The organism is Candidatus Tisiphia endosymbiont of Myopa tessellatipennis, from assembly GCF_964031105.1.
Classification (GTDB): domain Bacteria; phylum Pseudomonadota; class Alphaproteobacteria; order Rickettsiales; family Rickettsiaceae; genus Tisiphia.
In genome coordinates this window covers 525,908-547,773 of sequence record NZ_OZ035005.1, presented here as the reverse complement: position 1 = coordinate 547,773, position 21,866 = coordinate 525,908, and the positions used below count along the sequence as shown (strand labels likewise).

Annotated in this window: 20 protein-coding genes and 1 pseudogene; 17 read left to right on the top strand and 4 right to left on the bottom strand. The window is 31.1% G+C overall.

Annotated elements, in window-relative coordinates; translation table 11 throughout:
- Together AAHN03_RS02750 and AAHN03_RS02745 are read right to left on the bottom strand one after the other, a co-directional pair.
- Positions 1 to 2,154, bottom strand: coding sequence for an LPS-assembly protein LptD (locus AAHN03_RS02750; RefSeq protein WP_342279023.1), 2,154 nt, complete (start codon positions 2,152 to 2,154; stop codon positions 1 to 3).
- Between the two features lie 329 nt (positions 2,155 to 2,483).
- Positions 2,484 to 3,257, bottom strand: coding sequence for a hypothetical protein (locus AAHN03_RS02745; protein WP_342279022.1), 774 nt, complete (start codon positions 3,255 to 3,257; stop codon positions 2,484 to 2,486).
- A 169-nt stretch (positions 3,258 to 3,426) separates the two neighbouring features.
- Here AAHN03_RS02745 and AAHN03_RS02740 point away from each other — a divergent pair, with 169 nt between their 5' ends.
- The 10 genes from AAHN03_RS02740 to AAHN03_RS02690 all read left to right on the top strand — a co-directional run bounded on the left by AAHN03_RS02740 (position 3,427) and on the right by AAHN03_RS02690 (position 15,654).
- Positions 3,427 to 3,843 (top strand): Rrf2 family transcriptional regulator, encoded by a 417-nt coding sequence (locus tag AAHN03_RS02740; protein WP_341761770.1) that lies wholly within the window; start codon positions 3,427 to 3,429, stop codon positions 3,841 to 3,843.
- A gap of 186 nt (positions 3,844 to 4,029) precedes the next feature.
- On the top strand, positions 4,030 to 5,079 hold the full coding sequence (locus AAHN03_RS02735) for an IS110 family transposase (protein ID WP_342278307.1): 1,050 nt from the start codon (positions 4,030 to 4,032) through the stop codon (positions 5,077 to 5,079).
- A gap of 313 nt (positions 5,080 to 5,392) precedes the next feature.
- The gene (locus AAHN03_RS02730) at positions 5,393 to 6,538 is read left to right on the top strand and encodes a cysteine desulfurase family protein (protein ID WP_342279021.1); all 1,146 of its coding nucleotides are present in this window, start codon (positions 5,393 to 5,395) and stop codon (positions 6,536 to 6,538) included.
- A 219-nt stretch (positions 6,539 to 6,757) separates the two neighbouring features.
- Entirely contained in the window at positions 6,758 to 8,014 is a 1,257-nt protein-coding gene (locus AAHN03_RS02725; RefSeq protein WP_342279020.1) for an IscS subfamily cysteine desulfurase, read from the top strand.
- Positions 8,015 to 8,116: 102 nt separating this feature from the next.
- A complete protein-coding gene (gene iscU, locus AAHN03_RS02720; RefSeq protein ID WP_341753738.1) occupies positions 8,117 to 8,500 on the top strand; it encodes a Fe-S cluster assembly scaffold IscU in 384 nt (127 codons plus the stop codon).
- Between the two features lie 4 nt (positions 8,501 to 8,504).
- Entirely contained in the window at positions 8,505 to 8,837 is a 333-nt protein-coding gene (locus AAHN03_RS02715) for a HesB/IscA family protein (protein WP_341761768.1), read from the top strand.
- 239 nt (positions 8,838 to 9,076) lie between these two features.
- The gene (locus AAHN03_RS02705; RefSeq protein WP_342279019.1) at positions 9,077 to 9,733 is read left to right on the top strand and encodes a hypothetical protein; all 657 of its coding nucleotides are present in this window, start codon (positions 9,077 to 9,079) and stop codon (positions 9,731 to 9,733) included.
- 167 nt (positions 9,734 to 9,900) lie between these two features.
- On the top strand, positions 9,901 to 11,937 hold the full coding sequence (locus tag AAHN03_RS02700; RefSeq protein WP_342279018.1) for a hypothetical protein: 2,037 nt from the start codon (positions 9,901 to 9,903) through the stop codon (positions 11,935 to 11,937).
- Between the two features lie 67 nt (positions 11,938 to 12,004).
- Complete coding sequence (locus tag AAHN03_RS02695) at positions 12,005 to 13,348, top strand: hypothetical protein (protein ID WP_342279017.1); 1,344 nt, start codon at positions 12,005 to 12,007, stop codon at positions 13,346 to 13,348.
- Positions 13,345 to 15,654 (top strand): NB-ARC domain-containing protein, encoded by a 2,310-nt coding sequence (locus AAHN03_RS02690; RefSeq protein WP_342279016.1) that lies wholly within the window; start codon positions 13,345 to 13,347, stop codon positions 15,652 to 15,654. The genes AAHN03_RS02695 and AAHN03_RS02690 overlap by 4 nt, the downstream gene beginning before the upstream one ends.
- Positions 15,655 to 15,713: 59 nt before the next feature.
- On the opposite strand, the gene AAHN03_RS02685 is transcribed toward AAHN03_RS02690, so the two are convergent.
- Positions 15,714 to 16,133, bottom strand: a complete 420-nt coding sequence (locus AAHN03_RS02685; RefSeq protein ID WP_341761763.1) for a helix-turn-helix transcriptional regulator — start codon at positions 16,131 to 16,133, stop codon at positions 15,714 to 15,716.
- A 365-nt stretch (positions 16,134 to 16,498) separates the two neighbouring features.
- Between AAHN03_RS02685 and AAHN03_RS02680 the strand changes: the two genes are divergently transcribed.
- The 5 genes from AAHN03_RS02680 to AAHN03_RS02660 all read left to right on the top strand — a co-directional run bounded on the left by AAHN03_RS02680 (position 16,499) and on the right by AAHN03_RS02660 (position 19,752).
- Entirely contained in the window at positions 16,499 to 16,846 is a 348-nt protein-coding gene (locus AAHN03_RS02680) for a hypothetical protein (protein WP_341762890.1), read from the top strand.
- Between the two features lie 328 nt (positions 16,847 to 17,174).
- Positions 17,175 to 17,492: a 50S ribosomal protein L21 gene (gene rplU / locus AAHN03_RS02675; protein WP_341748347.1), complete on the top strand. Its 318-nt coding sequence runs from the start codon at positions 17,175 to 17,177 to the stop codon at positions 17,490 to 17,492.
- 24 nt (positions 17,493 to 17,516) lie between these two features.
- Positions 17,517 to 17,765 carry a 50S ribosomal protein L27 gene (gene rpmA, locus AAHN03_RS02670; RefSeq protein WP_342279015.1) on the top strand — a complete coding sequence of 83 codons (249 nt, stop codon included), beginning with the start codon at positions 17,517 to 17,519 and terminating at the stop codon, positions 17,763 to 17,765.
- Between the two features lie 158 nt (positions 17,766 to 17,923).
- Positions 17,924 to 19,144, top strand: a complete 1,221-nt coding sequence (locus AAHN03_RS02665; protein ID WP_342279014.1) for an aspartate kinase — start codon at positions 17,924 to 17,926, stop codon at positions 19,142 to 19,144.
- 8 nt (positions 19,145 to 19,152) lie between these two features.
- Complete coding sequence (locus AAHN03_RS02660) at positions 19,153 to 19,752, top strand: phosphatidylglycerophosphatase A (RefSeq protein WP_341761759.1); 600 nt, start codon at positions 19,153 to 19,155, stop codon at positions 19,750 to 19,752.
- A gap of 69 nt (positions 19,753 to 19,821) precedes the next feature.
- Here AAHN03_RS02660 and AAHN03_RS02655 read toward each other — a convergent pair whose 3' ends face one another.
- Positions 19,822 to 20,049: a hypothetical protein gene (locus tag AAHN03_RS02655; protein ID WP_342279013.1), complete on the bottom strand. Its 228-nt coding sequence runs from the start codon at positions 20,047 to 20,049 to the stop codon at positions 19,822 to 19,824.
- A 361-nt stretch (positions 20,050 to 20,410) separates the two neighbouring features.
- Here AAHN03_RS02655 and AAHN03_RS02650 point away from each other — a divergent pair, with 361 nt between their 5' ends.
- Positions 20,411 to 20,572 (top strand): hypothetical protein, encoded by a 162-nt coding sequence (locus AAHN03_RS02650; protein ID WP_341761148.1) that lies wholly within the window; start codon positions 20,411 to 20,413, stop codon positions 20,570 to 20,572.
- Between the two features lie 145 nt (positions 20,573 to 20,717).
- A pseudogene (locus tag AAHN03_RS02645) lies at positions 20,718 to 21,780 on the top strand (IS110 family transposase).
- The last annotated feature ends 86 nt before the right edge of the window (positions 21,781 to 21,866 follow it).

Genomic DNA, 21,866 nt, shown 5'->3' with positions numbered 1-21,866 from the left:
TCACATATTTAATATTTTTAAACCTATAGAAATAGTAGGTACAGCAGAATTCTTTTTTATTCCCCTACTACCATCTTCCATGTAATTGTCTGAAAGTTTTCCGGCTATTCTAACACAATCATTCAAGTATGTCACCTGGATACTCTTAGAAAGAACATTTAGTTTGCTTTTTGGCCAATCTACTCTCATATCATAGGCAACTGACCAATTTTCGGTTAATTGATAAGTGAAATTATAGTAAAATTGCCTTATTTTGTTATCAGTTAATTTATCTGTAAAATAATATTTCTGTAAATTTGAAATCTGAACCAATCCAGCAGTTAACTGAATTTTCTTAGAGTTAAGGCTTCCACCTAATTCATCTCTAATTGGATCAAAATTTCTACTTTTTCTAAATCTATAGAATAGCTCTATCTTATCAGAAAAACTACTAGCAATTCTACCAACATTTTCGATATTATTAATAGAGTTAGTATTAATAGCAGTGTTATAGGTTTGTCCTAGAAATAAACTTGTATAATTCTCCTCCGATAGTATAGAAGAATTAACCCCATAACTTAATCTATTGCTAAATTCATGATAATCTATACCACTATAACGATTCGAATTGAATATATTATTTTCTGATAGTTCATATTTTGATGGATCAATAAAGGAAAATTTCTTATTATAATTATGTCTACGTCCAATAGTCACGGATATAATTGGTTCTACAAACAAGCTAGTTTTATCAAAAATTGATCCAGCTAATGGATAACGCCAAATATTTTGGATGTCAGGTATATTTCTAGTTAGAACATGATTAGTCCTAGAATCATTTAGATATAGGTGATTAATAAAATATACATCTGATCTATTACGTAAGGTAACATTAAACAAATGACCTGTCTCAGTTAAAAAATTATTATCCACTGCTAGTTGCAATGCAACTCGACCTAGTTCTTTTCCACTTCTTTCCTTATAGATTAATGCATCATTCTCTACAACTAAATTACTAGTTTCTTCGTCATTTAGAGGTATAACATTCTTGGTTCTGACCTTGGGAAAAATTAATGGATTCGTACTACTAGAATCATTTGTTCCCAATCCCTCAAAATATATTCCTTCCGTTAATAAATAATTATAATTATTGACATGTTCTAAATATAACTTAGACATTAAATACGGAGTATAATTGTTATAGTAATTTTTTAAATAAGCCTTATCAGAAGTACGTTGTAACCTAAATCCGTATCTATAATCGTTTTTGGTAAAATTACCATTGCTTAATAGATAATATGAGTTCACCTTACGGTTTTTTATCGTTACATTACCATCTTTTATAGAATATGGTACTTTACCATAATTAGCGTCTAAAGATATATAATCAGTTTTATTCGGTTTGTAACGAGCTTCTAGTTCGAAAATTTTATATATAATATTATGCTTTTGCCAAAAAATCCTAGGGGTTAGAGTAAAGTCTAGATTAGGTTTAGCTCTATAATATAGCGGTATTCCCAAAGCATTATCCCGCACTCCAAGTATCAATACTCCCGATTCTGCGGACGCCTTAGGTGTTGGATGAGAAAAATATGGTATATACAAGATTGGTACACCATATACCTCAAAAAATAGGTGATTATAAACCATTTTATTCTTATTAAGATCTATCTCAGTATTTTTTGCAGAAACTTGCCAAATAGGTTTTTGGTTACATAGTATTTTGCATGGAGTAAAGGTACTATTATGCAGACGAAAAATATCTTCATTTACTCTTTCTGCTAATTTTGATACTAATAGTGTATTATCACCAAAATATAAAATAAAATCTGAGATTATCCCTGCCTTTAGTTTGTCTTTTAATATAACAATATCTCCTAGAATAACTCTATTGTGCTGATCTTTAATTCTAATATCACCTTCAGCCCAAAGTTTATCTTGCCATATATCATAAATCAAAGAATTAGCTGTTAGGAAGTAATTATCCAATATAACTTGAACATCACCTTTAGCATAAATAAACTGTTCTTTTTGGTTATATTCAATATAATCCGCTGACATAAAGCTAAATTGTTTGCCTATCTTTTGTTTATCAGTCCCTTGCTTGTCAGCTATTGCAAAGCCAAAAACCGATAACAAAGTAATAATAATCAATATATTGCAGAAAATTCGCATTAAAGATAACTTTTGAAGTAAGATGATATATCATGTATACATCAAATTTGATATATTTATACGATAATCCGAGGTTAAAGTAATAGTAAATTTAGAATTAGGTTGTTCTATAGCTAATGCGATTAGCTATAGGTAATCAAGTAAGGTTATCGAGGGCAATGTGCTACAAGGATATACTGCTCGTAAATGAAGAGTTGGTAGACAAAGGTCAACTTCAAGAAGAGCTAGGCAGTAGCAAAGTCAAGCTGCTAGGCGTACATTAGTACGTGAGCAGCTTCGATCTTTAGAGATACGCCAATTCTTGAAGTTTACCATTTATGCCAGTTCATTTAAGCTAAATCATCGTCACCCAAATTACTAGAACCAGTTGTAGGTACTTGAGAAGTATCTTCACCGAGCTGTCTTAGTGTATTTGTATTTTCTATGAAACTGTCGATACAATAACTAAGTTGCAATGAAGTCACTTGTACTCTTAGCTTTTCCTCGCTAGCAGCAATAGCAGTTTTATCTTCTTCAGTAAGATTTGCAACGGCATCCTTACTTGCAATAATCCTTTCTCGAACCATCAAGGGGTCTTTTAGGGACGGACTATCTAATAATTGTCTAAAACCAACCAAAATATCCTGCATCGTCTCGTCGTTGATCATATTTTCAATATTTTTAGGATCTAGCTTTTGCAACTTATTTAAGGAACTCGTCATAGGTGTTGTCCATAATATATTGAATTTTGTCTGAGAACTATTTTGATCGCATTGTTGCAATTGTGAGACCCTAGCTTTCAGCGTGTCAAAGACTGTTATGAACTTGCCTATATCAGGTTTAGTGTGTTCGTTTAGATAGATATACACGTTGTGCTTTAGCTCCTCACTAGTAATAGAGGAATCAGAATAAATTTGGTTGTATTCTTGATAGTGTTTAATGAGCAGATGAACATCACAAAAATACTTAGCCAATTCCAATGTACTTAATTTTTTGATTTCCTCTACTGACTTTTCCTTAAGTTCTGTCCGGGAATTTTCTAAAGAATCTAAAAATTTTTTACGTTTCTCGTCCATTGTTTCTTCACTTGTAGAGGTGGCATTATCTTCTTGGTTCTTAGACATAGTTACTCTCCATTTTAAAATTTATAATATTAGTTCAATTTTAATAGTAGTAATAAATAAAGTTTAGTTAACAATTTTTTTGCTGTCAATGGATTTTTTTATGATAAATAATACTTGACTAAATTAGTATGGTATTATATAATCATGTTATTATAGGGGAGTTGTTTGTATGCAATTAACTACAAAGGGGCGGTATGCTGTAATGGCTATCTTAGAAATCGCATCGCAAATGTCGGATATGCCTGTTACCTTGGCTGAGATTTCGGCAAAACAAAATATACCGGTTAACTATTTGGAGCAAATTTTTGCAAAACTTAAGAAAGCTAATATAGTTAGATCAGCGAAAGGTCCAAAAGGTGGTTACATCATTAATGAAAAATTAAATAATATCAAGATTACTAATATTATTGATGCGGTAGATGAGAATATTGAAATGACAAGATGTTTAAGAAAATCTCAGAATAGTTGCGTACCTAATAAAGTAAAATGTAACGCTCATCATTTATGGTTAGGTTTAAGTAAGCATATAAGGAACTATTTTGACACCATCTCTGTAGCTGACATGCTAGCTGATACACTAGATTAGCTCTAAAAGTTTTTGAAAATTATTTTAACTTATGTATTAGTGGACAAATAAATTATGTTATATATATGGACAAATAAATTATGTTATATATATAATGGTATGGATCTACCCTATATACAGAATGAGAAGCGTATGCTAATCTTCTAGGATAGGAAATAAATCCTAAACAATAATAAGGAGATCCATATGGAAGTTACCACAATTGGTATAGATATTGCAAAAAGAATTTTTCAAATTCACGGTGTAGATAAAAATGGCAAGACAGTATTGAAGAAAAAATTAACGAGAGAGCAGATTTTAACTTTTATGGCTAACGTACCAAAATGTCTAGTAGGCATGGAAGCTTGCGGTGGAGCTAGCTATTGGGCAAGAGAATTAACAAAATTAGGTCATAAAGTAAAATTAATGGCCCCGCAGTTTGTTAAACCTTATGTTAAAACTAATAAAAATGATCAAGCTGATGCAGAAGCAATATGTGAGGCAGTAGCAAGACCTAATATGAGGTTTGTACCTATCAAAACTGTAGAGCAACAAGAAATTTTATTTATTCATAGAGTAAGGCAACGATTGGTAAAAAACCGTACTGCTCTTGCTAATGAGATCAGGGGATTATTACATGAATTTGGTTTTGTTATTCCGCAAGGAATCAATAAGATTATGACAAAATTAACTGAGATTTTAGATGCAGGGGCTTTAAGCCAGCTAAGCTATCAAACGTTTAGTGAGTTAAAAGAAGAATTTGTAGAAAATGATAAAAAAATAAAAGAGCTAGAACAACGATTAAAAATCATAGCTAGCCAGTATAGTAATCACCAACAACTAATGACGATACCAGGTATAGGTTTAATAACTGCCACAGCCTTAATAGCCTCAATAGGGAATGCTAGTTGTTTTGAAAATGGTAGGCAATTATCAGCATGGCTGGGATTAGTGCCAAGGCAACATTCTAGTGGTGGTAAAGATAAGTTGCTTGGTATTAGTAAAAGAGGTGATATTTATTTACGTACTTTGTTAATTCAAGGAGCAAGAGACGTTCTGAATAGCAAGATAAGATTTACCACGGAAGAACAAAAATCTAAAAAAGATTATAGCAAGTTTACTGAGTGGATGTTTAATTTATCTGAGAGAAACAGTCATAATAAAACAGTTGTCGCGGTAGCTAATAAGCTAGCAAGGGTGGTATTTGCATTACTCAGTTCAGGTAATGATTATACCGAGAGTAAAGTTTGTAGTTAAAAAAACTGCTCCAAATAATTGATGAAATGACATTATAGGTAATAAAAGTTTAACAAATTCCAATCCGGAATATGCGAAGAATGATAATATTGATGGTAAATAAGACGAACCTTAGCTTACGAAAAAACTGAATTTAGCGATGGCTCTTTAGAAGTCGAATATATGATAAGTATAAGTTTGTAAGCCAGCGAATTCCATCAGGGCTATAGGGTAAATTGCTTGATTTATTGTCTATAAGCCGGATACATGACTGCATTCGATTTTTTTGCTGTTATATATTATTTTTTTCTTGCATTGTTGGGTAGGTCCATACATGTTATATTTAGACCATAATTCTACTACTAACGTTCATCCTAAGGTTAAGGAACTTATGAAGAATTTGCTCGAAGAAGCATATAATCCGTCTTCTATTCATACCAAAGGGCGTTATGCTAGGGGTTTAGTAGAAACAGCTAGGGAGCAAGTTGCAAGATCTGTGGGCGTTGACATAAATTCTAGAGAATATCAGGTTATTTTTACTTCCTCTGGCACAGAAAGTAATAATTTGCTGATGAATAATTATTATGACGGAGAAATTTTTGTTTCTAGCATAGAACATTTATCGATCTTTGATCATGCTAAATATAGAAATAATATTAAAATTATTAGGGTAGATAGTGATGGTATTGTTGATGCTCAGCATTTAGGAGAACTACTATCGGTTAGTCATAGCAATAAAAAGCTTGTGTCTATAATGCTAGCTAATAATGAGAGTGGTGTTGTGCAAAATGTACAAGAGCTGGTTAAAATTGCCCAAAAATATGGGGCAGTATTTCATAGTGATTGTGTTCAAGCAGTTGGCAAAATATCGGTCAATATTAAAGAATTAGGAGTTGATTTTGCTACTATATCAAGTCATAAATTAGGAGGAGTACAGGGAAGTAGTGCGTTGATTGCTAAAGCAGAGCATACGCTTAAAGCAATGATGATTGGTGGAGGGCAAGAGAGAAACATTCGCTCAGGTACAGAAAATGTACTAGCGATTGCTTCGTTCGGGCTTGTGTCATCAATAGTAACGACAGAGATAGAAGATAGATACAAAAAAATGAAGAAATTACAGACATATTTGGAGCAAAATTTGTGCAACTATAAAAATGTTAAAATAGTGTCGAAAGATGTTGAAAGATTACCAAATACCACGTTGATAATCGTACCTAACACTGATGCACAAACCAAATTGATAGCTTTCGATTTACGGGGTATAGCAGTTAGTTCCGGTTCTGCTTGTTCATCAGGGAGAGTTGGTAAGTCACATGTTTTATCGAATATGGGGTTTAGTGAGGATGACACTAGGTCTTCGATTAGAGCCAGCTTTGATTATCAACAAACTACCCAAGATGTTGTGACGTTTATTAAAGCATTTGAAGAAATATATGCTTCTAACTTAAACGTCATTGCGAGGAGCTGTTGTAAGGCTTAAACCGTCATTGCGAGGAGCCGCTGCAAGCGGCGACGTGGCAATCTTGTGAAGGAGGTCTTGACTATCATGAAGATTGCCACAGCACCTAACGGTGCTTCGCTAATAGACGATTTTTAACTTTCAACAGTCGTGCTTTGCTACTTCCTCGCAATGACGGATAACCCTTCTAGGTACAGGGATGATCTTAAAAATCGTAGGAACGCTAAAAGAGTAACTAGTATGGATGAATTAGAGAAATTAAAACAAAAAGTAAAATTAAGTGGTAAATCGCTGCCAATTTATATGGATTACCAGTCTACAACTCCTATAGATCCAAGGGTCTTGGAATGTATGCTGCCATATTTTACCACTAAATTTGGTAATCCGCATTCTAGGAGTCATTCCTTTGGTTGGGAAGCTGAAGAAGCTGTGGAGTTGTCGAGGAAAAAAGTAGCTAGGCTTATTGGAGCAGATCCTAAAGAGATTATTTTTACTTCTGGTGCTACTGAATCTAATAATTTAGCTATTAAAGGAATTGCCAAATTCTATGGTAATAAAAAAAATCACATAGTGACGGTGGTAAGTGAACATAAATGCGTTTTAGATGCTTGTAGACATTTAGAAGATGAGGGATTTAAGGTAACATATTTGCCAATTCAGCTGAGTGGTTTGATTGATTTAGAAATATTGAAAAATGCCATAACAGATCAAACTATACTGGTATCGGTGATGGCTGTAAATAATGAGATTGGTGTTATCCAACCAATTAAAGAAATTGGTAAAATTTGTCGTGAACGTGGAGTATTCTTTCACTCAGATATTGCTCAAGGATACGGTAAAATTCCAATAGATGTTAATGATTGTAATATTGATCTTGCAAGTATTTCTGGGCATAAAATTTATGCTCCTAAAGGTATTGGTGCTTTATATGTAAGGAAAAAACCTAGGGTACGACTAGTGCCGATTTTAAATGGTGGAGGGCAGGAAAGAGGTATGCGTTCTGGAACTCTACCAGCTCCTTTAATTGTTGGGCTTGGTAAGGCTGCTGAAATAGCTCTGCTTGAGATGCAAAAAGATGCTAAGCATGTAGAAGAGCTTTTTGATAGGTTTTATGATAATATTACTAAAGAAATTGCCGACGTTTATCTAAACGGTGCTAAACATAATAGATATAAGGGGAATTTAAATCTAAGTTTTGCTTATGTGGAAGGTGAGTCTATGATACTAGCTATTAAAGATTTAGCCGTTTCATCCGGCTCTGCTTGTACGTCATCTTCACTTGAACCATCATATGTGCTAAAAGCTATGGGTGTTGATGAAGAAATGGCACATACCTCCATTAGGTTTGGTATTGGTAGATTTACTACTAGAGAAGAAATCGATTATGCTGCAGCGTTAATAGCGTCAAAAATTAATAAATTAAGAGAACTAAGCCCTCTTTGGGAGATGGTGCAAGAGGGAGTTGATTTAAAGCAGATCAAATGGGCAATGCATTGATACCCCAGCATCGGGATAAGAATTTGTCAATTCTGATCCTAAATTCGCTTAGGTTGCTTAGATGCTTATCACTTAATTATTATAATATAGATAGGAAATAAAATGGCATATAGTCTAAAAGTGCTGGATCACTATGAAAATCCTCGTAATGTAGGGTCATTAGATAAAAATGATGCATATGTTGGAACAGGTCTTGTCGGAGCTCCTGCATGCGGTGATGTAATGAAGTTACAAATTAAAGTTAGTGAAGATGGAATTATTACAGATGCCAAATTTAAAACCTTTGGTTGTGGTTCTGCTATTGCTTCAAGTTCTTTAGTAACAGAATGGGTTAAGGGTAAATCTATTGATGAGGCTGGTAGTATAAAAAATACTGAAATAGCCAAAGAACTATCTTTACCGCCAGTAAAACTCCATTGCTCTTTATTGGCAGAAGATGCAATAAAAGCTGCAATAGCTGATTATAAAACTAAAAAATTGCAGTAAATTTATGAAAAATATTATGTCATTGACTGATGCAGCAGCTAGGCAAATAAAGCTATTGATAGACAAACGTAATAAACCATCTTTTGGTATTAGGGTTGGGGTAAAATCTGGTGGCTGTTCTGGTCTATCTTATTACGTAGAATATGCGGATGACAAGAATAAGTTTGATGAGGTGATAGAAGATAAAGGTGTACGAATATTAATCGATCCAAAAGCTCTGATGTATATTCTAGCAAGTGAAATGGATTATGTAGAAGACAAGTTTAAATCCGGGTTTACTTTTAATAACCCAAACGAAAAAGGTAGTTGTGGATGTGGGAAGTCGTTTAATATATAAGAAAATATTTCTGTTTTTATAAAAAATGCCGTAAAACCCATGTCTTTAGCGTGTAGAATGTAAGGCGTTACTCACCTTGAGTTTCAATAGACTTCTTTCGAAACTCTACTTCTGCTGGTGATTTGTACGTCGATGCGGTACTCGAATCCTCACGTACATTAGAGTACGCTGCGGTTCTGCGTTCCGCGTCTCCTTCAAATCCCTCAGCATAAGCGAGTTTCGAAAGAAGTCTAATCTAAGTGGCAACAAAACCGCTCATTCTTAACATTGGTTCTTATATGAAACATAAACACTCTACAAAAGCATCATCTACAAGCAGTAGCTTATCAGCTAGCTCAGTAAGTGACCCTAGTGTTAAACTACGACAATTTGATGATAAATTACAAGCAGTTTTAAATAATTCTTTAGGAGGTGGTAGTAAAATAGGAAATTTTATAATCAATCGTATTTTATGTTCCCTTGATGCAACTAATATAACTAATGGAGAAAAAATAAAATATATAAAGATTATAGAGCAATTTGTGTCAAAGTTTGTTCAAGAAATGGATAAGAATTCAATGGAACAATTACAACCTTGGAGACAATTATATAATCTTGTATTAATTCGTGAGCATTTAAATAAGAAAGGTGAGGCAAGTGTTATTCAATATTTATTAAATAGTAAAGTTTTTGATGAGAATTTATTTAACCCTAATAGATTAAATGATGATAATAACTTAACATTATTAGATTTGCTCGAATCTTTAAACGATGTATTAATAGATAGATCAGAAATCAAGAAAAACAAGGAATTAATTAAATCGTTAAAAGAAAAAAAGGGGGCTAAGCATTCTTTAGAAATACTACAAGACAAATTTGATCAAGAGAATTACAAGAATGTTTACCAAAGGAGGTAACATCCGAGGGAGGGTTTAAAGCGGTACGTAAATTCGAACAAAATAGGTCAAAAGAGTTTTTAGAATGTCTCGATGCTATCTTAAATAACAAAAGAGGAGAGATTTCTCAACGTATAAAGTTACTTCTTAAAAAACAAGATACAAAGAATCATGAGGCTCATGTGTATGTGGTGGATACGCTTCTACGTAAATATTATAAAGATATAGATCATAATAAATATATAGAAATAATACGTTATATTGTAAAAGATGTACTGTTAGATTCATTAAGGATGATTCACTATGAAGAATTAATAGGACTATATTTTGATAAAAAGCTCAAGCCATTCTTAACAAAGGAAGAGGAAGGGTTATTAGATGAGTATACTAATCAACTGGTTACATTAAGTATTAATAGTAATGCAGATAACAGTGCAAAACATTATGCTTATAGGCAGCGTTTTAATTACTATAAGTATAAAGAAAATTCAGAAAAAACAATTTTGCAAGGAACAATTGAAGTATTATTAGAATTAATAAAATATGCTGATAGTACTGAAATACAGGAAGATTTATATCGTTTATTAATAGCTTTATATAATATAAAAAGTAGTCCATTTAAAACGTCAACCCTTGATAAGTTAGCTATTGATTATTTTAATTTATTTGGTGAAGTTAAAGAGAAATTTATAAAATTATTTTCATATCATGTTTTTGATAAAGCATTTGTTAAAAAAATAGAGGAAGATATAAAAATAATTACACAAACTATTTCAATAGACAAGCCTGAAATTAGAAAAACTATTATAAAATTTTTACAGGCATTCCTGATGCAAACAGGTAAATGTAGTATTGACACTATAAGTGAGATAATTGATGGTCTTAATACTAATGATTCTGAGTGTGTCTTGAGGATTTTAGCTTGTTTGCAATGTTGGTCTAAAAATGATATAGAAAAAGTAAATTATCAAAAAGTTTTAGACGCCCTAAAAGGTGATTCTATAAAGAAAGATCCTATAATTAACATAAAAATGGCGGAATTTTATTTAGCCATAGAAGAGTTAAGTGAAGCTAAATGTTGTTTAGATATAGCAGAAAAGCTGTTAAAAACTCATAAATCCTCTCAATATGAAATAGACCCTAAAATAAACCTTAACGCAGCTCAATTAAACTTAATGCTCGATGCATTTGCAGATAATAATAAAGAATTTCTAAACAAAAATTGGAATTATATTAAACAAATATACGACATATGTAATGACAAAAGGCAAGAGTTTTTAAAGGAGTGGCACAGTATAATTGATATATGTCAATATCATATATTGACCAAAGATCCTAATCGTAACACAAGTCCAAACTCACAAGATGCAATTAAAAACATTGTTAATAAAATCACGGAAGATGATGAAGTTACTTTTTCTTTAGGAATTATAGATAAAACTATTAGTGAAAAAACACATCATGAGATTCCCGCAGGTAGTCATGTTGGTGCATCTAGTTGTGGCACAGAAGAATATAGCTCTGAAGAAAGGTCCAATACTGAGGTAAGTGATATTGCTACTCAAGAAGACTCCTTAGCCAAAGCAAATTTTGTGGAAAAATGTTTAAACCACTGGACAATTATCCATCAATATTATCAAAATATTAAAAAAGCCACTCGATTTTCTCATGATAAAAGCTCCGATCATCATCAAAAAAATTATCACACTTGGAACATTTCTAACGAAGTATCATATACAACAAAAGATGAAGATGATGTTATACGTATTAGTAAACACAAGAATATTTATGCTGTTATTGACCCTAAACTATTAGGATTATTAGAGAGATCTGAACAAGACAAATTTACTAATGTTTTAAAGAAAGGTATAGTAAAAAATCCTAACCTTAACGGGGTTAAAATATTAAGATCATGTTTTCTAGAACTTAAAATAAATGCAGATGCTCGATTATACGCAAGCAAAATTTATGAAAATGATAATGGGGCTGTTTTAGTGATTTTTGATAAAAAAACTGATCATGATGGCATAAAAAGGGCATTGCGTGCTGAGAATATTGAGTGTATAAAAGTTTTCGGGGGTGTAGATCATAGTACACAGATAGAAGATTATCCTTTAAAGTGTGATGTTTTTCCGGAAGATTATTCCATGTATGATGTAAGCTGCATGGGAGTACATACTATTGAGCTTAAATTGCTTTCCATAATACTTATAAAATGTTATTAAATCATGAACAAAAAAAATAAAAATGTTTATTAAAAGGGAGAACATTTTAAAAGCAAGTGCAATATCTATGATATTTGTGATTAGCTTTGTTGTATTAACAAATATATTGGTACGTCGTTGTATCAATCATGAATATCATCAGCAAAACCTAATAAAATTAGAAGAATATCATAATATAATTAGATCGCTTTTAGTTGATAAATTTAATATTAATTATATATTAAGTAGTAATGATATATCTGATCAAATCTCTATTTTAAAAGAACATATTAGGAATCATGTTTTCATTTCGAAGTATCATATACTAAATAGCGTGTATGGCAAAAACGATCTACCTTATATCACTCTACAAGAACTACTAGATATACTATCAAACCAAGTATTTAAATACAATATTACTATTAATAATCATTCAATTATATCTAATGGTGTGGTAGAATTTCAGGAGAGTTTGAACAAGCAGTATCACATTAATAAAGACCTCACTTATAATATCTCAATACAAATTTCTCCTAATTCTTATTATACACAACAAGCTATCTCTAGGGTTAAGCAGCAAATTTTATTATTAAATATAGGTTCTATATTTACAATTTTAGTACTATTTACAATAATATTGTATCTATCTTATAGAGATAAAAAAATTAAAATTAAACTTAACAAGTTAGAGGCAGATTTAACTAACAGTGTGAAACATAGTAAAAATATTCTATTGTTTCACAAAATAAACGAAGAATTTACTCTAAAATGTTATCACTATTCTAAAAGTAGTAATAATAAAAAATCATTTAATATCTCTAATACTGTTAATGTAGAAGAAGAACTAGGATATAATAGTGAATATTTTCCATTACCAATAACAACATTAGAGTCCCACAATGAAATTAATTACCATACAATAAAACTAACTCCGATAATTTTATATCTACAAAGTTATTATACAGGATACAAAGCTTGCTATAATTCTAATATTAAACTAGATATAGTCAGTAATATAGAGACACTTGAAGTGCCTTTTGAATCGGAAATATTTAACCAAATTATGGTTAGTGTATTATCTAATATCTTGTACTTTAATAAAAATACAGAAAGATCGAGATGTGTAAAGTTAATATTTCAAAACAACTTGATTACCTTTATCGGTGAAGGGTTTAGTTTAGACCAAAATTTAGCAGTAAGATATTCTGAAAAAATATTTAATGATACAGCTAATTTATACATATTAAATTTGGGACAAATATTTATTTTGTTAAAAAGTTTTAAAATAAATTGTCAAGTAACTAAAAATAAGTACTCTACAACAATAGAAATAAAATTAGATAATGTACCAACAGAGTTAAATACCGACACTACCCAAAAGGCACAGATAATTAAAATGAATAAGTATAGAAAACTTAACGACTTAAAATGAGAAATTTTATACTATTACTATTTATAGTAGTAATTTCTACTTGTGAAGCATATGCAGTACTTCTTTTTAATAAAGAAGAGCCAGTATACTATTTCGTTAATCATGAGGAACAAATTAACAACATAAGGAAGTTATTAATAAGAGACAGAATAGTAGGTATTACAGGTATCAGTGGTATAGGAAAAAGTGAAATAGCTAGAAAATATGCACAAAAATATCAACAAGATTACGATATTATTGCGTTTTTAGATGCAAGTATAGATTTAATCCCACAATTTGTTTTATTGGCTAAAGAAATAAATCAAAAAATATGTTCAAAAACGGGGTGTTTCATTTCAGAAAGTACCGGAAGCGTTAAACAAAACCTTATGACATATCTTAAACCTCAGGGGAGGTGGTTATTAATATTCGATAATTTACATATTAATGAAAATAACAAAATTAAGGATATTATTGATTGGCATCATAATGGACATATTATAATTTGTTCGCAAGATAGTCAATATTTGCTACCAAGAATCTCAGTTCCTTATTTACAAGAAAAAGACATTTTTATGGCAATTAATAAGCTTATAGACGAGCGATCAGAGGAATTTAAAAAAGATTTGGCATGTAATTTAAAAGGTTATCCCACTAATATAATTGGACATAGTGCTATTTTTTTACAAAGCAACAACCACATGACAATCAAAGAGTATATAAATTATATACGAAAACATGATAACAAATTAAATGCACATTTATCAATAGTATTAAATGAAATTACATCAGAAGCCAAAACACTATTATACTATATGGCGTTATTAAATAATCAAAAAATAGGTTCTAATTTACTAGAACATCTAGTAGATGATAAGGAGAAATTATCCGATTTAATTGATGAGATAGTAAGATTTGGTTTAATTGAACAAATTAGTAACAATAGAAATAAAAAAGTATTTCGAATGCATAATGCAGTAAAATATGAGATATTAAATATATACGATTTAGCTACTAATAAGAAAACTATTGATAAACTACTTATTAAAATACAACATTTAATGTCAGGGGAGATGGTAAATCAATTTTATTTAATTATGCAGGATAATACCTTTGAAAGTAATGTAGAAGTACTGCTAGCTAATGCGGATAAGTATAATAGTAATATTTATGCAAGCATGGTCTTGCATAATAGCCTACTTGGCTACTACTTACGTTCTAGAGAACCATATAATGCCAAAAAAATGGTAAGTTGGTTTAAAGAACACGAACATAAGTTGATTTGGCAAAATATGACAGAATTAGAGCAAGTAGCGTATAGTAGGTATTTAGGACGTATAGGACGATATGAATACTTTGTTGTTAATCACCATTCAGATATAGCCATGCAATATTTAGTGAAGGCTAAAAACGCCATAAATAGTTTACCAAACAATGAGGTAGCAAAATCATCAATTTATTATGAAATGTTTCAAGTTCAGGTATTCACAGGGCAAATAAAAGAGGCAGAAGATAACTTACATATTATACAAAATATAATGCTTAATAATAAAAACTTTATACATAAAGCAAGCATGATAGATTATGGTATGGCTAGAATATTATTAACTCAAGGAAAGTATCAGCAGGCTTTATTAGCAATTATAGATACGATAAGTAAAGAAAAAACTCAGCTAAATAAATCTAGGACATTGGTACAAATAGGTGATGTAGAATTAAGACAAGAAAATGTATGGCTTGCACCCATTTATATTTTGCAAGCAGAAATACTAAATAATATGCAAAAATTTGAAGAGGCTTACGCTATAACTAACGATGTATATACTAAGATAATGAGTAGTGATCTAAATGAAATTAAAGATATCACATCTACAACAATAGCATATTGTTTAACAGAGTTGTCAAAATCTGAATTAGGGCTAAAGAGGCAGAATGATGCTTGGAAACATATAGTAAAAGTAGTTGATATACTGATACAAGACCAAGATAGAAGCAATAGGGAAAATGAGTTAGAGAATTCCATAGATATATTTTTAGCTAATGCTTTAGTAGTAAAAGCAAATATATTAAGTACTTTAGGGAAAGCAGAAGAGGCTATGATTAATTATAGATTAGCTAAAAATATTTATTGGAACATATACAATATCAAAAACATTGGCAATATGGATAATGTAAGTTATGCCTTCTTTCAGGCAGCAAAAACTGCTACGAAATTAGCTAATAAAAGTGATAGACATATACAATGCACTTATTTTTACTCACTTCTTTTGACATATTTTGGTTCTGATCATCCTAGGAGTAAAGAATTATATGGAGTATGCCCATAAAAGCATATTGTCTGAAGTGAATAATGCTCTAGAACTTAGTGTTAATCTAAATATTAGAGTTATTTTTTATAATGTTTTTGAATAAGCCATTTAGTAAAATTTTCATCAGCTTTATCTAAACTCAACTGTGAAGAGTATTCGTATACTTCTTTAATAAGAGCAAATACGTTACTATACCTTACAGCAATAGGATAGTGAATTAGCTCAAGTTCATTAATGATTTTATCACAAGTATCACGAAGCAAAGAAATATTAAGTATAGAATCTTGGTTATCGTGATCTAATAATAATTCTTGAATTTCAATATTAAAAGCACCTGCTATAGATTGCAATACTTCTATAGTAGGATTTTTGGAAGTACCTCTGAATATATTTGTAACGCTTCTACCTTGTCCAATCTTATTTTCAAGATCAGCAACACGCCAATTTTTTTCTTTTAATAGCCTTTCAATATTTTTCTTAATAATTAAGTGTGACATTCTTATAAATAAATGAATTTAGTTAGACATTTTAGTTGACAATATTATGTATTTATATACACTAAAAATAAATGTATATTATTATGCATAATATTATAAGTATTAACTGTATTGATATACTAAAATTTGTACAAGGTAAAGTAGTTTATCAAAGTATTTATTTAAATAAGAATGATTAATATTCATGTAAATGGATTTAAGGATGCATTTTTCCTTATATTAAAGCCAATTCGTGATAAGAATTAACTAATTCTTATTACGAATTGGGGTAGTATGTATGGAACAGCAAGATACAACTCAAGATTAATTCACAAAAAACATGTTGAAGTAGCATTGATATCATAACAAAACAATAAGAAATTAGAATGTGGCAGCAATACTTAGCAATAATATTAATTATTATTGAAGGTTTATTAATCTTAATATCTTTGAAATATTTGCATCAGATAAATATAACTAGTAAAGATTTCTCCAATATATTTGGCAAAGCTAAGACAGATACATCTCGTTTATTTAAAGAACTACAACAGTTAAGTGCTGTAACCAGTAAAAGAGATGATAACATTTTAAGCGTAGTGTATCACTTAGAGGATATCGAACTGTATATCAAAAGTATTTTGAGCATACTTGAACAACAAGAAAAGTGTAAGACAACTGAAGAGTCAACAAATAAATCCAAAATAAGTAATAGTAAAACCAAAATAAAATTATAGCATAGAAGACAGAATGTGTAGTTGTGATAAGGCAAGCAACTATCGCTGTTATACTCAAATGATTTGAAGAATTGGATTTGAAAATGAATGGTGAGCATGCGAATCCATGATATTTTCAAAAAACAATTCGTAGGAGCAGAAGAGTATACTAATCATGTCAACAATACAAGGTCAATAATAATGATTAGAAACTGTATTATTATAAATAATACGGGCTATCTTTTATTTATAGCATTATCTATTTAATTACGAATTGCTATTGACTAAAATAGTTGCTGGTAATATAATGCCGACTTAATTTGTTTAAATTTTAGTTAGGATATTTTTCATGTTCGCAATCGTCAAATCAGGCGGGAAACAGTATAAAGTCGGCAAAAACAGTGTCATCAAAGTAGAAAAAATTGACGGTGAAAGAGGTGCAAAAATCCAATTTGACCAAATATTGATGATTGGTGAAGATTCAAAGCCATCTTTTATAGGTACGCCAATGGTTAAAGGAGCTCTTGTTACTGCTGAAATTACTAACCAGTTTAAAGATAATAAGGTTATTGTCTTTAAGAAAAAACGTCGTCAGAATTATCGTCGCAAGACTGGTCATAGGCAGGAATTGACCGAATTGAAAATATTAGACATTACTAAACTATAATAGGATTTATTTAAGGATATATAAATGGCAACTAAAAAAGCTGGTGGTAGTTCTAGAAACGGCAGAGATTCGGTCGGTCGTAGGTTGGGTGTTAAAAAATATGATGGACAATATGTGATACCAGGTAACATTATTGTTAGACAACGTGGTACTAAATTTTACCCAGGTAAAAATGTTGGACTTGGTAGAGATCATACGTTATTTGCATTGATTGCAGGCAAAGTAGAATTTTCTAGTAAGAGAGACTATAAAATAGTCAATATTGTGCAGTGATGATGCTATTTCTGCCTGCAGATGTCATCCCTATTAACCACACAATGTTACCCCTGCGTAGACAGGAGTCTAAAAAAGTCTAACAAACCCTCTTGGTCTATTTTTTTAGATTCTGCTACCTACGTAGGAATGACATCGAAAATTACGCTTGCAGATTTATGTCAGTAATAGTTCAAAAATTTGGTGGAACTTCCGTTGCTAACATTGCAAGAATAAAAGAAATTATTCCAATAATTAAGCTTGAAAAGCAGCATGGCAATCAAGTAATAATTGTCGTTTCAGCTATGGTCGGGGTTACCAACCAACTAGTTACTCTATGTAATGAAGTTTCTAGTCTTAAGACCAATTCAGAACTCGCAGAATATGATGCCGCTCTTTGTAGCGGGGAGATGGTAACAGCATCTTTACTAGCCCTTAAACTACAAGAACAAGGCATGAGTGCAAGATCTGTGCTGGCATGGCAATTACCGATCTTAACCAATGATAATTATAGCAAAGCTTTGGTTGAACAACTCTCTACTAGTTTGTTAATAGAATGTATTAAGCAAAACATCATTCCAATAGTTGCTGGATTCCAAGGTGTTACCAATAATAATAGGTTGACAACGCTTGGTCGAGGAGGATCAGATACTACCGCCTCGTTAATTGCAGCTGCTATGAAAGCTGATAGATGTGATATATACACTGATGTGGAAGGAGTGTTTACTGCCGATCCTCGCATTGTCCCGGGAGCAACAAAATTATCACAGATTAGTTTTGAAGAAATGCTGGAATTTACATCTTGTGGAGCTAAAGTGCTGCATCCACGTTCCTTAGAGGTTGCTATTAGATATAATGTACCCATACGCGTTTTATCGTCGTTTTTACTCCCATTATACCACGAAAAAAATGGTACACTAATAACATCTAGAGATAAAATTATGGAAAATAGGCAAATTACTGGTATTACTTCCAACAAGAATTTATTACAATTAGTGGTATCCTCCCAATTGAGTTTTTCTAAGATATGCAAACTCATCGCTGACCATAATATTCACCTAGAATTAATGGAAAATATTAAGACAAATATACAATATAGTTTCATTATCCAACTATCCGATAAAAATAAATTACAACATTTACTAGATGATCTAAAAAATACTAATCAAATAAATAATTTTATCATTGACAGTCAAATTTCTATAGTATCAATTATTGGTTATGGTATTAAAAATGATCAAACCCTACTTGGTACGGTATTAAATGAACTAGAAAAAGAAAATATACCAGTGAAAAAGATACAAATCTCAGAAATTAAAATTTCTATCCTAATAAAAGACCTAGATACTGAAAAAACAATACGTTGCTTGCATCAATTATTTGAATTATCAGAAAATTAAGCAGAATTATGTCTAAAAGAAAAAAATTTGTAGAACTTTTTGTAACTTTTTTCTATATAGGTAGAATAAAATATTGTCCTGGTACATTTGGGTCTTTAGCTGCTTTCCCTTTGTGCTACTTGATCGTATATCTTTCTCTAACTAATCAACTAATTTTTTCATTTACTAATTTCACAACTTTACAAGCACAACTTATTACTCTCTTTATTATTACTCTTTTGATTTGCCTATTGTTATTTATGTTAGGCACATACTTCTCTTCAATATACATACAATATGCTACACAGGACGATCCAAAAGAAGTGGTGATTGATGAGGTAGTTGGTCAAATGCTAACAATAATACTAAGTTGTTTTTCTGTGGTTTTCGTAAACTACTCAGGACTTACAAAATATTTAAGTTCACAACTAATAAATTTTATCTTTTTATTTGCTTTGCCCTTAGTGTTGTTTAGATTTTTTGATATAATAAAACCATGGCCAATAAATTGGCTCGATGCTAATATCAAAGGGGGTGTTGGTATTATGGTAGATGACATTGCAGCAGCAATCTTTGCTTCAGTCATGCATTATGCTATCACTTTTACTTTAATAAATTGGTTTGGCTAAATAATATTTTAATTAGGCTGTTCTAGGTTCAGGGCAGTTTAAAAATCCTAACTTTAAGTTGAGAATAATTTAAATAACCAACCTATGTCTATAATTGTTAAAATTTTCTCTAGTTTCAGTAATTTTGTTTGAAAATAGAGCTATTATCCCCAATAATGACATTATTAACGGATTTTCTCCAGTACTAATAGTTGACTTATCTTCTTCAAAAACCTTATCTTTTATCCAGTTTAAATTATTTTCGCATGACCAATGACTTCTGTTAAATTTTAATAATTCTTTTGGGCTTTGTTGCATAAATAGGATTTGAGATAAATTACCCCTAACCCCAAAATAGAGGGTTAGCAAACGGCAACAGAAATTGGTTTGCCAATCTAAAACATTTTGTTTAGAAGGTGGCATTTAATCGATATTTCATTTGTCATATTCTGATTATCTCTTGATAAAAACTTGCTACCAAAAGAAGTTTTAAAACGAAAAAGCGTATTTTCTACGCTCTCCCTTCGGTCATAACTATTCTTTACTATCCATGCTTGATATCCCCTCTTTCGTTGATATTTTACAGCTTTATCTCTCTCTGTTTTAGGCTTGTGTAATTTAACTGATAATGAATGGTTGGGAGGTCTGATAACTGGCTACTCATCTTCGAGACAAAAAAGTGCTTAAAACGTCTAAAGAATCAGGTTTGCAGTGGTTTTGGCATGAAGTTTGTAGTCATGTAAACATCACTTTTCTACTTGACATACTAAAAATTAGTCAACATAATGCTTCTTATGTGTATTACCATTGTTTTGTTTCAAATAAAAACTCTTGTCATTAAAGTACACTTTTATCAGTATTTCTTTATTATAAAATTCCACAGGTGAAAAAATAATGGTATGGATCTCCTGATATACAGAATGAAAAGCAGTTGCTAATCTTCTAAAGTTAATATTAAATATTAAAATAACAATCAGGAGGCTAAGATGGAAGTTACCACAATTGGTATAGATATTGCAAAAAGAATTTTCCAAATTCATGGTGTAGATAAAAATGGTAAGACGGTATTAAAGAAAAAATTAATGAGAGATCAAGTTTTAACATTTATGGCTAATTTACCAAAATGTTTGGTAGGGATGGAAGCTTGCGGCGGAGCTAGTTACTGGGCAAGAGAAATAACTAAATTGGGGCATACAGTAAAACTAATGGCAGCACAATTTGTCAAACCGTATGTTAAAACTAATAAAAATGATCAAGCTGATGCAGAAGCTATATGTGAAGCGGTAACAAGACCAAATATGAGGTTTGTACCAATTAGAACTGTAGAACAACAAGATATTTTATCAATTCATCGAGTAAGAGAGAGATTGGTAAAAAATCGTACTGCCCTTGCTAATGAAATTAGGGGTCTACTACATGAATTTGGTTTTATTATTCCTCAAGGGATCAATTAAGGTTATGACAAAATTAACCGAGATTTCAGATGAAGGAAATTTAAGCCAGCTGGGTTATCAAACATTTAGTGAACTGAAAGAGGAATTTTTGGATAATGACAAAAAAATAAAAGAGATAGAAAAAAGATTAAAAATAATAGCTAGCAACTTAACTCAATATCAACGATTAACAGCTATACCTGGTCTTGGTTTAATTACTGCTACTGCTTTAATAGCATCAATAGGTAATGCTACAAGTTTTGAGAATGGTAGGCAATTATCGGCATGGTTTGGATTAGTGCCAAGGCAGCATTCCAGTGGAGGGAAAGATAAGTTGCTTGGAATTAGCAAGCGAGGTGATGTTTACTTGCGTACTCTATTGATCCAAGGAGCTAGAGCTGTACTAAATGCCAAGATAAGATTTACATTGGAAGAACAAAAATCTAAAAAAGATTTTAGCAAATTTACGCAGTGGATGTTTAATTTATCTGAGCGAAATGGACATAATAAAACAGTAGTTGCTGTAGCTAATAAACTGGCAAGAGTGGTGTTTGCAGTACTAAGGTCAGGGGATGATTATGTAGAGAGTAAAGTTTGTAGCACAAAGCTATTATAATTAACATAAAATAAAATAAATAGTGGTTTATTAATTAATAGGTAAACAAAGAATATGTAAGAGATTCCAACCCGGAATATGCGTGA